This is a genomic window from Streptococcus taonis, assembly GCF_029948085.1.
In the GTDB taxonomy this organism is placed as follows: Bacteria; Bacillota; Bacilli; order Lactobacillales; family Streptococcaceae; genus Streptococcus; species Streptococcus taonis.
Genome location: NZ_JARZZP010000015.1, coordinates 46,992 through 60,624 on the forward strand (window position 1 = coordinate 46,992; position 13,633 = coordinate 60,624).

Consider the following 13,633-nt stretch of genomic DNA (forward strand, 5'->3'; position numbering starts at 1 on the left):
AATAAAAAAATTCAATTCAATTATAGTATAGGACAAGAAGTGATTTTTTGCGCTTTTTTACTGTTTTTTTCAAATAAAAGTCGGAGGAGGTAAAAACTCAATTTGAAGATAAAATTGAGTAAATCTTTCCGTTATAAAACGCATAGTATCAAGTTTTTTTTGAACATCTGATATTATGCGTTTTCTTATTTTAAGGGGGCGTTTGCCCAGCCGTTTTCTTTTTATTTACCCACCGATGAAATCGTCGGATAATTATAAAAATTCAAGAAAAAGCTTGCGTAAATGTTAGAAAATTCGAGCACGAATGTTTTTTTTGTGTTATAATATTCTGTGAGTAGTTATGCCTTGGTGTAGCTATTAAAAATAGAAGTGTGAAACTGGTAAGATAGAGAGGACGCAGTGTAATGACTAGGAATGGTTTTTTTACAGGCTTAGATATCGGAACTAGCTCTATTAAAGTGTTGGTTGCAGAGCTTGTAAATGGTGAAGTAAATGTAATTGGCGTAAGTAATGCCAAAAGTAAAGGTGTCAAAGATGGGATTATCGTTGACATCGAAGCAGCAGCGACTGCTATTAAGTCTGCAATTTCTCAAGCAGAAGAAAAAGCAGGAATTTCAATCAAGTCTGTAAACGTTGGTTTGCCAGCTAATTTGCTACAAGTTGAGCCAACTCAGGGCATGATTCCGGTGACATCAGATACAAGAGAAATTACAGATCAAGATGTTGAAAATGTGGTTAAATCAGCTTTGACTAAAAGTATGACTCCAGACCGTGAAGTTATCACCTTTATTCCAGAGGAATTTGTCGTAGATGGATTCCAAGGAATTCGTGATCCTCGTGGAATGATGGGGGTGCGTTTGGAAATGCGCGGTCTCTTGTACACTGGCCCACGTACGATTCTCCATAATCTTCGTAAAACTGTAGAGCGTGTAGGCATTCAAGTCGATAACGTGATTATTTCACCTCTTGCAATGGTTCACTCTGTCTTGAATGAAGGTGAACGTGAGTTTGGTGCGACTGTTATCGACATGGGTGGTGGTCAAACGACTGTTGCCACTATTCGCAACCAAGAACTTCAATATACAAATGTCAACCAAGAGGGTGGCGATTATGTCACAAAAGACATTTCAAAAGTTCTTAAGACTTCTAAGAAAATTGCAGAAGGTCTAAAATTGAACTATGGTGAAGCTTATCCACCGCTAGCTAGCAAGGAAACTTTCCAAGTTGAAGTAATCGGTGAAGTTGAACCAGTTGAAGTAACTGAAGAATACTTGGCTGAGATTATTTCAGCAAGACTTAAGCACATTTTTGAGCAAATTAAGCAAGATTTGGAAAGACGTCACCTATTAGACTTGCCAGGAGGTATTGCTTTGATTGGTGGGAATGCCCTCCTTCCAGGTGTCGTTGAATTGGCTCAAGAAGTATTTGGAGTCCGTGTTAAGTTATTCGTACCAAATCAAGTTGGGATTCGCAATCCTGCTTTTGCCCATGTCATTAGCTTGTCAGAATTCGCTGGAAGCCTTACTGAAGTGAATGTTCTAGCTCAGCGAGCAATTCGAGGGGAACATACTTTAAGCCACCAGCCACTTGACTTTAGAAGTTCAGCTCAACCTGTTTCACCTGTTTCTCCACGACCAGTATTTAATACAGTGACAACACCTGAGCCTGAAACAAACCAATCTGTTGAACCAGTAGCTCCTCTTCAATCAGAAGAAAAGAGCAAAGGTAAATTAACAGATCGTTTCCGTAGCTTGATTGGAAGCATGTTTGACGAATAAAATAGAGGAATATAAATATGACATTTTCATTTGATACAGCAGCAGCACAAGGTGCAGTAATTAAAGTAATCGGTGTCGGCGGTGGTGGTGGGAATGCCATCAACCGTATGGTTGACGAAGGCGTTTCTGGCGTTGAATTTATCGCAGCCAACACAGATGTACAGGCTTTGAGCAGTACAAAAGCTGAGACAGTTATCCAGCTCGGCCCTAAATTGACTCGTGGACTTGGTGCAGGAGGTCAACCTGAAGTTGGTCGTAAAGCTGCAGAAGAAAGCGAAGAAGTATTGACAGAAGCGATCAGCGGTGCTGATATGGTCTTCATCACTGCTGGTATGGGTGGTGGTTCTGGTACAGGTGCTGCACCAGTTATCGCTCGTATTGCAAAAAGTCTTGGTGCTTTGACAGTCGGTGTTGTAACTCGTCCGTTTGGCTTTGAAGGAAGCAAACGTGGACAATTTGCCATCGAAGGGATTAACGAACTTCGTGAGCATGTTGACACACTCTTGATTATCTCAAACAACAACTTGCTAGAAATCGTTGACAAGAAGACTCCACTTCTTGAAGCATTGAGTGAAGCAGATAACGTTCTTCGTCAAGGTGTGCAAGGGATTACAGATTTGATTACAAATCCTGGTTTGATCAACTTGGACTTTGCAGACGTTAAGACTGTTATGGCCAATAAAGGGAACGCCCTTATGGGAATTGGTATCGGTAGCGGTGAAGAACGTGTTGTAGAAGCTGCTCGTAAAGCAATCTACTCACCACTTCTTGAAACAACTATCGATGGCGCTGAGGATGTGATCGTTAACGTAACTGGTGGTTTGGACTTGACTTTGATTGAAGCTGAAGAAGCATCAGAGATTGTTAACCAAGCAGCTGGGCATGGAGTTAACATCTGGCTTGGAACATCTATTGATGAGACAATGAAAGACGAAATCCGCGTGACGGTTGTTGCGACAGGAGTACGTCAGGATAAAGTTGAGAAAGTTGTAACTCCTCAACCACGCCAAGCAACACACCGTGAACCTGCTCGAACTAGTCATGCGCAGACTTTTGATCGTAATTTTGATATGGCTGATACAGCAGAAATTCCAACTCCAAGTTATCGTCGTCAAGAAGCTCCAAAGACATCAGCTTTTGGTGACTGGGACTTGAGACGCGATGCCATCGTTCGTCAAGGAGAGCCAGTTGTTTCTCCAGTGGAACGTTTTGAAGTTCCAGCAGCTACGGATGAAGATGAGTTGGAAACACCACCATTCTTTAAAAATCGTTAATGAAGATGAATTTAAAAGAAAATACGAACCTTGTTTTTCAACAGATATCGAATGCAGTTCAGGAAGCTGGTCGTGAAAACGACTCGGTTTCTGTGATTGCGGTGACCAAATATGTAGATGTTGAAACAGCCTCAGCTTTGGTTTCGCAAGGAGTGCAACACATTGGTGAGAACCGTGTTGATAAATTTCTTGACAAGTATCATGCTCTAAGTGATAAGAATCTTACCTGGCATTTGATTGGAACCTTACAGAGACGTAAAGTCAAGGAAGTGATTTCTTATGTGGATTATTTTCATGCTTTAGATTCATTAAAGCTAGCTCAGGAAATTCAAAAACGAGCAGACCACAAGATTAAGTGCTTTTTGCAAGTAAATATTTCTAAGGAAGAGAGCAAGCACGGTTTTTCGAAAGAAGAATTGTTAGCCCTCTTACCAGAACTTTCAGAATTAGACCAGATTGAGTATGTGGGACTGATGACCATGGCTCCATTTGAAGCAACTAGTCAAGAGTTACTAGAGATATTTAAAGAAACGCAAGAATTGCAAAAAAACATTCAAGAAAAACATCTCCCCAATATGCCGATGACAGAACTAAGTATGGGTATGAGTCGAGACTTCAAAGAAGCGATTCAATGTGGTTCAACTTTCGTTCGAATCGGCACAGCATTTTTTAAGTAGGAAATAACCATGTCACTAAAAAATAAATTTGAAAAGTTTATAGATTATTTCACTGAAGATGGAGAAGAAGTGGCACCAAACGTTGCTGAATTAAAGCCTGAAAAAACGCTAACATCAGTTTCTGCCCCCATGGAAGAACTTCCACAAGCTCAACAACTTCCCCAGCCTTCACAAGTGAATTCAAAGGAAAAAAACATTACGCGCCTTCATGCTCGTCAGCAAGAATTAGCGATGAAGAGTCATCGTAGTACAGAAAAGGTAACCATTGATGTTCGTTATCCTCGTCGCTACGAAGATGCAACGGATATCGTTGATTTACTAGCAGGCAATGAAAGTATTTTAATCGATTTCCAATACATGACTGAAGTACAAGCGCGTCGTTGTCTAGACTATTTAGATGGAGCTCGTCATGTACTTGCTGGTGAATTAAGAAAGGTTGCAAATACCATGTACCTTTTGACACCAGTAGGAGTTGTGGTTAACATCGAAGATATTCGTTTGCCAGAGGGAACTCATGGTGAAGAGTTTGATTTCGATATGAAGAGAAAACGAGTGAGATAATGATATTTCTAGTTCGCTTTATTCAAAACGCTACAGATATCTATTCTATGATACTTGTAGCGTTTGCTCTCTTATCCTGGTTTCCAAATGCCTATGAGACTAGAGCAGGCCGTTTGTTGACTAATTTAGTCAAACCGATTCTTCAACCCTTGAGATGTCTGCCGCTGAGTATTGGTGGTTTAGATTTTTCAGTTTGGGTGGCCGTCCTTTTAGTTCATTTAGTCGGTAACTATCTGATCCGTTTTCTTTTAATACTAGCATGAGAAAAGATATCTATCAGCATTTCTCAGTCGAGGATATTTCCTTTATTGATAAAGGATTGGAGTGGCTTAGGCAGGTTGAAGAGCATTACGCTCCCATCCTAACTCCCTTTATCAATCCCCATCAGGTCTTTATTTTAAAGACATTGGGCAATCATCAAGGGATTAAAGTTTTTTCTAGCAATGATTTTGTAGCTAGCGAGTATAGTCGTGTACTACTTGCACCAGATTATTTCATACCGACTTTGACGGATTTTGAAATGGACTTGCTTGAGATTGTTTATTCTAGCAAGTTTGACCAATTGACTCATTCCAAGATTTTAGGAACTGTTCTGAATCGTCTGGGAATCGATCGCAAGTTATTTGGTGATATATTGGTAACGGAAAATAGGGCTCAAATCATTGTGGACCGGAAATTCACTTCCCTCTTCCAAGACGGGATTCAAAAGATTGCTCGATTGCCTGTCAAACTTGAAGTCAAATCCTTTGAAGAATTGGTAGAAGCCGAGAGTGATTATCAGGAAAAGGAAGTTTTAGTTCCGAGTATGCGCTTGGATGCTTTCTTGTCAAATGTTCTGAAATTGTCTCGCTCGCAGACAGCTGATTTGTTAGAAAGAAAATATGTTCAGGTAAATTATCATCTGGTTGAAAAATCTGATTATCAAGTTAAGATTGGTGATTTAGTAAGTGTCAGACGTTTTGGAAGGATTAGTGTTCTGAGAGAAAATGGTCAGACAAAAAGGGATAAGAAGAAATTGACAATACAATTATTATTAAGTAAGTGAGGGGAAAATATGCCAATTACATCGTTAGAGATTAAGGATAAAAGCTTTAGTACTAAGTTTAGAGGTTTTGATCCTGAAGAAGTTGATGAATTTCTCGATATTGTAGTTCGAGACTATGAAACATTGGTTCGAAGTAACCATGATAAAGAGCAACAAATTAGAAATTTAGAAGAGCGTTTGTCTTATTTTGATGAGATGAAAGATTCATTGAGTCAGTCTGTTTTAATTGCTCAAGATACTGCTGAGCGAGTTAAACAAGCAGCTACTGAACGCTCTCATAATATCATTCATCATGCTGAACAGGAATCACAACGTTTGCTTGATGAAGCTAAGTACAAGGCAAATGAAATTTTACGTCAAGCAACTGATAATGCTAAGAAGGTTGCGATTGAGACAGAAGAACTGAAGAATAAGAGTCGCGTCTTCCATCAACGCTTGAAATCTACAATTGAAAGTCAATTGGCCATCGTTGATTCATCTGATTGGGAAGAAATTTTACGTCCAACAGCAACTTATTTACAAACCAGTGATGAGGTCTTTAAAGAGGTGGTTAGAGAGGCTTTGGGGGAAAATATTTCAGCATTTCATGAGGAGGAAGCCAATGATTTGACTCGTCAGTTTTCACCTGAAGAGGTTGCTGAGCTCCAAGCACGTATAGAAGCAACTAATCGTGAATTGATGGAAGCACAGGATGAATCAACTTTATCTGACTTATCTTCGTTAGTAAATAATGAAATGAGTTCTGAGTCTAAAGAGGATTCAGAATAACAATTTCTCAACATTTGTAATTGTAAAATCTGAGAACAAGATCTTATCAAACATATTTTTAGCGAGTAGGAGATGGTGGAAGTCCTACAATCCCTGTTGATAAGATTATCCTCTCAAGTTATCAAGTCTGAAGTTAGTAGGATTTGACGTTGCCCACGTTACGGGAAAAGAGGGAGAAAGACTAGTTCTTTTTCCGAACAAAGGTGGTACCACGATTTTCGTCCTTTTTAGCGAGTCGTGGTTTTTATTTTGCCTATATAAAAAAGGAGATATCATGAAACTCAAAGAAACTTTAAATCTTGGGAAAACTGACTTCCCAATGCGTGCAGGCCTTCCTACAAAAGAGCCAGTCTGGCAAAAAGAGTGGGAAGAAGCAAAACTCTACCAACGTCGTCAAGAGTTGAATGAAGGGAAACCTCACTTCACTCTTCATGATGGGCCTCCGTACGCTAACGGAAATATCCACGTTGGTCATGCTATGAACAAGATTTCAAAAGATATCATTGTTCGTTCTAAGTCTATGTCAGGATTCTACGCACCATACATCCCAGGTTGGGATACACACGGACTACCAATCGAGCAAGTTTTGGCTAAACAAGGTGTTAAACGTAAAGAGATGGACTTGGTTGAGTACTTGAAACTTTGCCGTGAATACGCTCTTTCTCAAGTAGATAAACAGCGTGAAGACTTCAAGCGCTTGGGTGTTTCAGGTGACTGGGAAAATCCTTATGTGACTTTGACTCCTGACTATGAAGCAGCCCAAATCCGTGTCTTCGGTGAGATGGCAAACAAAGGTTATATCTACCGTGGTGCTAAGCCAGTTTACTGGTCTTGGTCATCTGAGTCAGCTCTTGCTGAAGCGGAGATTGAATACCACGACTTGGTATCAACATCACTTTACTATGCCAACAAGGTTAAAGATGGCAAAGGTGTTCTAGATACAGATACTTATATCGTTGTCTGGACAACTACTCCATTTACTATCACAGCTTCTCGTGGTTTGACAGTTGGTGCAGATATTGATTACGTTTTGGTTCAACCTACTGGTGAAGCTCGTAAGTTTGTGGTCGCTGCAGAATTATTGACTAGCTTGTCTGAGAAATTTGGCTGGACTGATGTTCAAGTTTTGGCGACTTATCGTGGTCAAGAATTGAACCATATCGTGACAGAACACCCATGGGATACTGCAGTAGATGAACTCGTTATCCTTGGTGACCACGTTACAACTGACTCTGGTACAGGTATCGTCCATACAGCTCCTGGTTTTGGTGAGGACGACTACAATGTTGGTGTGGCTAATGGTCTTGAAGTTGCTGTGACAGTTAACGAACGTGGTATCATGATGGCTAATGCTGGCGCTGAGTTTGAAGGTCAATTCTACGACAAGGTAGTGCCAACTGTCATTGAAAAACTAGGCAACCTCCTTCTTGCTCAAGAAGAAATCTCTCACTCCTACCCATTTGACTGGCGTACGAAAAAACCAATCATCTGGCGTGCAGTTCCACAATGGTTTGCTTCAGTATCAAAATTCCGTCAAGATATTTTAGATGAAATCGAAAAAGTGAAATTCCATTCAGAATGGGGTAAAGTCCGTCTTTACAACATGATCCGTGACCGTGGTGACTGGGTCATCTCTCGTCAACGTGCTTGGGGAGTTCCTCTTCCAATCTTCTACGCAGAAGACGGCACACCAATCATGACAGCTGAAACGATTGAACATGTAGCTCAACTCTTTGAGGAACATGGTTCAATTATCTGGTGGGAACGTGATGCTAAAGCCCTCTTGCCAGAAGGATTTACACATCCAGGTTCACCAAATGGTGAGTTCAAGAAAGAAACAGACATCATGGACGTTTGGTTCGACTCAGGTTCATCATGGAATGGTGTCGTGGTTAACCGTCCAGAACTCAAATACCCAGCCGACCTCTACCTTGAAGGTTCTGACCAATACCGTGGTTGGTTCAACTCTTCTCTTATCACATCTGTGGCTAACCATGGTGTGGCACCATACAAACAAATCTTGTCACAAGGTTTTGCCCTTGATGGTAAAGGTGAGAAGATGTCTAAATCTCTTGGAAATACCATTGCTCCAAGCGATGTTGAGAAACAATTTGGTGCTGAAATCTTGCGTCTCTGGGTAACAAGTGTTGACTCAAGCAACGATGTACGTATCTCTATGGATATCTTGAGCCAAGTTTCTGAAACTTACCGTAAGATCCGTAACACGCTTCGTTTCTTGATTGCCAATACATCTGACTTTAACCCAGCTGAGGATGCAGTAGCTTACGAAGAACTTCGTTCAGTTGATAAGTACATGACCATCCGCTTTAACCAACTTGTTAAGACCATTCGTGACGCTTATGCAAACTTTGAATTCTTGACAATCTATAAAGCCCTAGTGAACTTTATCAACGTTGATTTGTCTGCCTTCTACCTTGATTTTGCCAAAGATGTTGTTTACATCGAAGGTGCCAAATCATTGGAACGCCGTCAAATGCAGACTGTCTTCTATGACATCCTGGTGAAAATCACTAAACTCTTGACACCAATCCTTCCTCACACTGCGGAAGAAATCTGGTCATATCTTGAGTTTGAAGCAGAAGACTTTGTTCAATTGTCAGAATTGCCAGAAGCTCAAACATTTGCTAATCAAGAGGAAATCTTGGACACATGGGCAGCCTTTATGGACTTCCGTGGTCAAGCTCAAAAAGCCTTGGAAGAAGCTCGTAATGCCAAAGTCATCGGTAAATCCCTTGAAGCTCACTTGACTGTTTATCCAAACGAAGTCGTGAAAACTCTTCTTGGAGCTGTTGATAGCAATGTAGCTCAACTTTTGATTGTGTCTGAGTTGACCATCGCAGAAGGTGCAGCTCCAGAAGGTGCAGTAGCCTTTGAAGATGTAGCTTTCACTGTAGAACGTGCAGCTGGTGAAGTGTGTGACCGTTGCCGTCGTATCGACCCGACAACAGCAGAACGTCATTACCACGCAATCATCTGTGACCACTGCGCAATCATCGTAGAAGAAAACTTTGCGGAAGCAGTCGCAGAAGGATTTGAAGTAAAATAAAAGTAAAAAATGGCGAGGGTAGTCCAAAGGGTAATTTGAAAAGAAAGGCCAATAGCACTCTCCAACATTAAACGCATAATATCAAGACTTTTGCAAGTCTGGTATTATGCGTTTTTTTATTGTAATGCCCTTTTTACCAAGTATCTTTTTTGTATAGTGGATTGAATCCATAATATAGTAGATTGAATCTAAAATCATACATTATGACTGCTAAAAATATTTCTAGAAATTAGTTTGACTTTCCTAATCGAATTGTTCATACCTTATTTCAATCAAATATAGTATAGCACACTGTTGCTTCTAAAATATGGATAGAAATTGATTTGATTTCCCTAGTCAATTTGTTCAGATTTGATTTCATTACACTATAAAATAAAATTGCACTTTTTGTTAGCAGGCTGCTTAAGAAATATCTAAGTCCGTGTGTAAATTTGGAATTCTAGTAGCTAATCAACGTATTCTAGGAAGCTAAGGAAAGAGTTTCTAACAAAACATACAATATATATGGTTGTGTGGTGAAAATTTCTGCTCTTTTTGATTTTAAAAGAACATCAAGTTTTTAAGAAAAAAACTAACAAAATAGAGAAAAACTATATTTAGATATTATAAAAACTTATATGTATATATTTGGAATGTAATAAACTGAAAGAAATCTAAAGAATAAATTTGATTTATTTAAGTAAAAAGATTATAATAAAATTGTATTTATAATACTACATAAACACAAAAGGAGAAATAAATATGTGTTTTAATCGTAAAAATGCAGAACAAAAGAATTGGCGTATGATCAAAAAAGGAAAACATTTCTTGTTTGGTTGTTCGCTAGTCTTTGCGGTTGGAGCTACACTAGCTACTCCAACGGTTCACGCTGACAGTGTAGAAGCTAAGACAGAAGCTACAAATTCAGCAACACAAAATGAACCTACTGCAGAGGCGACGACCTATGCGGCACCAGCTGCAACTAGCCCAGTTGCGACTGAAGCAGTAGAAGCAAATTCAGCAACTACTGCAGTTTCAGTTGATAAGACTCAACTAGAAGCTCTTTTGGCACAAGCTAAAGCTAAAAACTTGGATGGTCAAGAAGCTTCAGTTAAAGATGAGGTAGAAGCTGCAATTGCAGAAGCTGAAGCATTAGTTGCTAACGGATCTGCAAGTCAAGATCAAATCAACCAAAGTGTTGAACGCTTGACTCAAGCAGTGGCAAGTGTGAAGGAAGTGACTGAAGTAGCAGCTGAAACAACTGCAGAATCTTCAGAAACTCCTAAAGTAAGAAGCAGACGTGCTGTTGAAGGTTCAGTACGCTCAGTGGATGAAAACAACCTGCAAAGAGCGATAGTTACCAAAGAAAACTTTGAAAGTTTCTTCCAAGAAGGCGGAACTGCTTCCTATGATAAATCTTCAGGAACTATTAAGTTGACAGAAGATGTATCAGGACAGGCTGGTAATGCCTACCTACGTTTTAAAATCGATCCTAACCAAGATTTCTCTTTCACTGGTAAGGTAGATATTGGTAATAAATACGAAGGTCATACTGTAGATGGTCGCCCAGGTGGTGACGGGGTCGGTTTTACATTCCATACAGGTAATGCAAACAAACTCGGACAATCTGGTGCTTCAGTCGGTATGGGGGGGATTAACGCAGCATTTGGTTTCAAACTAGACTCATGGCACAATACAAGTAACCCAGATGCTAAACAAAATTCTATAGCTGACCCTAAATATGGTGGTAGAGCATGGGGAAGTAATGCTTTTGGTGCGTTTTACTCATCAAACAATGCAGGGAAAGTAAATAACATTTCAGATGCTAAAGCATTGACTCCTGCTCCTAATGGTGACTGGGTTGATTTCAAGATTAACTATAATGGAACTACAAAAGAATTTACAGTAACTTATGGCAATCAAACTTGGACTACTAAAATTGATAGAACTAGTCGAAGTATGACAAATGAAGCCAAGAATGCCTTGACTGCTAGAAATGCTACCTATGCCCTCTCATTTGTCGGAAGTACAGGTTCTGGTACAAACTTGCAACGTGTTCAGATTGAAAAATTTGAGTTTACAGCGCCACAAATCGTCCACATGAAATTTGTTGATGCAAAAGGTAATGAAATCGAAGCAAGTAGTGCGATTCCAGGTGATGAAAATGAGGTTATTAACCTTAGCACCCAGAACAACAAAATTGCTGCAGTCGAAGCTAAAGGTTATAAATTAAAGAGAATCGATGCAAGCAAAGCACCTTCATATAACGAAGGAAACAATACCGTTACCCTAACTCCAGGTGGGCAGTTGTTGACTTATGTATTTGCACCAGCTGGACCTACTGTCACTCCAACATTACAAGTTGGCAATGTTATGACTGAGCCAGGTATCAAGTCAACAGACAATACCATCTCAGGGATTGGTAAAAAAGGCGCAACGATCAAAATTGCTGCTGCTGGTAAGACAATTGTTGATAATGTGACTGTTGCTGAAGATGGTTCTTGGTCTGCAACTCTTCCAAGTGGTGTAAACAGTAATATCACTGACCAAGATCAGCTGGTTCCAAGAGATACATTGACAGTTACCCAAACGATCAATGGTGAAGAAAGTGCTGAAACAGAGGTTAAAGTTGGACTTGGTGAATCAGTTGTTCAACCGTCTGAAACTTCTTCTGATAAACAAAGTATTGTTGCAGAAACTACTACAGTTACTTTGAAAGTGCCACATGATGCGGGAATTGCTTACTTTGATTATCCTAAAGCTGGTAACGCTAGAAGTGTAGTAGCTATTAAACGCGATTCAATTCCAGGGGCATGGACTTCAAAAGACGAATCAAAAGCAGTTGTTAAGTCATACTCTACTGATGGTTTCTTTGATACTATTGTCCTTGAAATGAAAGAGCAAATCCAACCAGGTAAGGCTAAGGTAGTTTCAAACATTAAAGAAGATAAATACACAAGTCCTGTTGGTTGGAAAGAAATTAATGTAGAAGCAAAACCAGCAGATACAACACCACCAGCAGCACCAAAAGTAAACCCAGTGACAGCAGCCTCTACAGCAGTAACAGGTACAGCTGAGCCAGGCTCAACCGTAGAAGTAACCCTTCCAAATGGTTCTACAGTATCCGCAAAAGCTGACCAAGATGGAAACTTCAGCGTTCCAGTTAGCGGATTGGAAGAAGGTAAAACAGTATCTGTTACGGCAACAGATGCAGCAGGTAACAAGTCAGGTGCAACATCAGTTACAGTACCAGATACAACAGCGCCAGCAGCTCCAACTGTAAACCCAGTTAAGGCAGGCGCTACTGCCATTACAGGTACAGCAGAAGCAGGTTCGACAGTAGAAGTAACCCTTCCAGATGGACAAAAAGCTTCTGCAAAAGCTGGAGAAAATGGTGAGTTTTCAATTCCAGTTCCAGCTTTGAATGCTGATGATAAAATTAGTGTTACAGCAACAGATGTAGCTAAAAACACATCAACACCAACTAAAGTTACTGTAAAAGAGACAGTTCGTCCTGTTCTTAACATTCCTTATGATGATGCTGATACTCAAGCTATCTACGTTTACTCAGGTGAAACAAACAATATCGAGCTCAAAGTGACGGATAATTCAGGTAAGATTGTCAAAGCTTACTTGGCAATGCCAGCTGATAACCGTACTGGTCTTGGTCAAGAAGATAATACCTATCTGAATGGTAAAGCTCGTTCAGGTTTGTATTTGAATGCTGAGAAGATTAAGACTGAAACAACAACTACAGAAACAAGTCCAGCTGTCATTCGTGTAACAGGGGATATTCCTAAGAATACATACACTGACGGAGCTGCGATTACTCGTTATCTATTTGCTGAAGATGCGGCAGGGAATACTTCATACGAGCATGTTGGCGCAAACATGGATAAAGGTGCTCTTGGACGTATTCGCTTCATTTGGAAACCGCAATCATTCAAATATACTGCTGTAGCTCCATCAACACCTATTACCTCAAACACTGTTCCAGAAGCAAGCGCTATTGAAAAAGCTGTTAAAGATGCAAACCCAACTTTCAGCGATAAGATCGAAAGTGTTTCTGTAGATGGTACTAATGTTAAGGTGACTTATAAAGATGGAAGTACAGATGTTATTCCAGCAGACTCAGTATTTACAATTGAACCAACTGCACCTACAGTTACACCAGTTAAAAATCCATCAAGCCTAACTCAACCAGAAAAAGATGCAGTTAAGAAAGCCGTAGAGACAGCGAACAAAACTGCAACTAAGGTTGAAGTAGGAAATGATGGTACTACAACATTAACCTACTCAAATGGCTCAACAGCTACCTTAAAACCAAGGCAAACAGTTAGTCAAGCAGATATCACAGCTCCAAACGCACCAGTTGTGAACCCAGTTAAAGCAGGTGATACTGCCGTAACAGGTACAGCCGAAGCAGGTTCAACAGTTGAAGTAACACTTCCAGATGGCACTAAAGCAACAGCAACAGCTGACAA

The 13,633-nt window shown here is 40.1% G+C and carries 9 protein-coding genes; all 9 read left to right on the plus strand.

The genetic code is table 11. The features are described 5' to 3' along the window. Positions 1-404: 404 nt before the first annotated feature. On the plus strand, positions 405-1,778 hold the full coding sequence (gene ftsA / locus QEZ38_RS08520) for a cell division protein FtsA (RefSeq protein ID WP_281335631.1): 1,374 nt from the start codon (positions 405-407) through the stop codon (positions 1,776-1,778). Between the two features lie 17 nt (positions 1,779-1,795). After that, positions 1,796-3,052 (plus strand): cell division protein FtsZ, encoded by a 1,257-nt coding sequence (gene ftsZ, locus QEZ38_RS08525; RefSeq protein ID WP_075231296.1) that lies wholly within the window; start codon positions 1,796-1,798, stop codon positions 3,050-3,052. Positions 3,053-3,057: 5 nt separating this feature from the next. After that, positions 3,058-3,729, plus strand: a complete 672-nt coding sequence (locus tag QEZ38_RS08530) for a YggS family pyridoxal phosphate-dependent enzyme (RefSeq protein ID WP_248035604.1) — start codon at positions 3,058-3,060, stop codon at positions 3,727-3,729. A gap of 9 nt (positions 3,730-3,738) precedes the next feature. After that, the gene (locus QEZ38_RS08535) at positions 3,739-4,290 is read left to right on the plus strand and encodes a cell division protein SepF (RefSeq protein ID WP_075231297.1); all 552 of its coding nucleotides are present in this window, start codon (positions 3,739-3,741) and stop codon (positions 4,288-4,290) included. Next, positions 4,290-4,553: a YggT family protein gene (locus tag QEZ38_RS08540; RefSeq protein ID WP_281335632.1), complete on the plus strand. Its 264-nt coding sequence runs from the start codon at positions 4,290-4,292 to the stop codon at positions 4,551-4,553. Before QEZ38_RS08535 ends, QEZ38_RS08540 begins: the two co-directional genes overlap by 1 nt. Next, positions 4,550-5,335 carry a YlmH family RNA-binding protein gene (locus QEZ38_RS08545; RefSeq protein ID WP_281335633.1) on the plus strand — a complete coding sequence of 262 codons (786 nt, stop codon included), beginning with the start codon at positions 4,550-4,552 and terminating at the stop codon, positions 5,333-5,335. Before QEZ38_RS08540 ends, QEZ38_RS08545 begins: the two co-directional genes overlap by 4 nt. A 9-nt stretch (positions 5,336-5,344) precedes the next feature. After that, entirely contained in the window at positions 5,345-6,103 is a 759-nt protein-coding gene (locus QEZ38_RS08550; protein WP_075231300.1) for a DivIVA domain-containing protein, read from the plus strand. Between the two features lie 274 nt (positions 6,104-6,377). Beyond that, complete coding sequence (gene ileS / locus QEZ38_RS08555) at positions 6,378-9,170, plus strand: isoleucine--tRNA ligase (RefSeq protein WP_281335634.1); 2,793 nt, start codon at positions 6,378-6,380, stop codon at positions 9,168-9,170. A 741-nt stretch (positions 9,171-9,911) separates the two neighbouring features. Next, positions 9,912-13,633 (plus strand): lectin-like domain-containing protein (locus QEZ38_RS08560; protein ID WP_281335635.1); only part of this gene is annotated, 3,722 nt, incomplete at its 3' end.

Coding starts and splice junctions, on each gene's coding strand:
- QEZ38_RS08550 (WP_075231300.1), top strand. CDS start 5,345: ATGCCAATTACATCGTTAGAGATTAAGGATAAAAGCTTTAGTACTAAG.
- ileS (WP_281335634.1), top strand. CDS start 6,378: ATGAAACTCAAAGAAACTTTAAATCTTGGGAAAACTGACTTCCCAATG.
- QEZ38_RS08545 (WP_281335633.1), top strand. CDS start 4,550: ATGAGAAAAGATATCTATCAGCATTTCTCAGTCGAGGATATTTCCTTT.
- QEZ38_RS08535 (WP_075231297.1), top strand. CDS start 3,739: ATGTCACTAAAAAATAAATTTGAAAAGTTTATAGATTATTTCACTGAA.
- ftsA (WP_281335631.1), top strand. CDS start 405: ATGACTAGGAATGGTTTTTTTACAGGCTTAGATATCGGAACTAGCTCT.
- QEZ38_RS08530 (WP_248035604.1), top strand. CDS start 3,058: ATGAATTTAAAAGAAAATACGAACCTTGTTTTTCAACAGATATCGAAT.
- ftsZ (WP_075231296.1), top strand. CDS start 1,796: ATGACATTTTCATTTGATACAGCAGCAGCACAAGGTGCAGTAATTAAA.
- QEZ38_RS08540 (WP_281335632.1), top strand. CDS start 4,290: ATGATATTTCTAGTTCGCTTTATTCAAAACGCTACAGATATCTATTCT.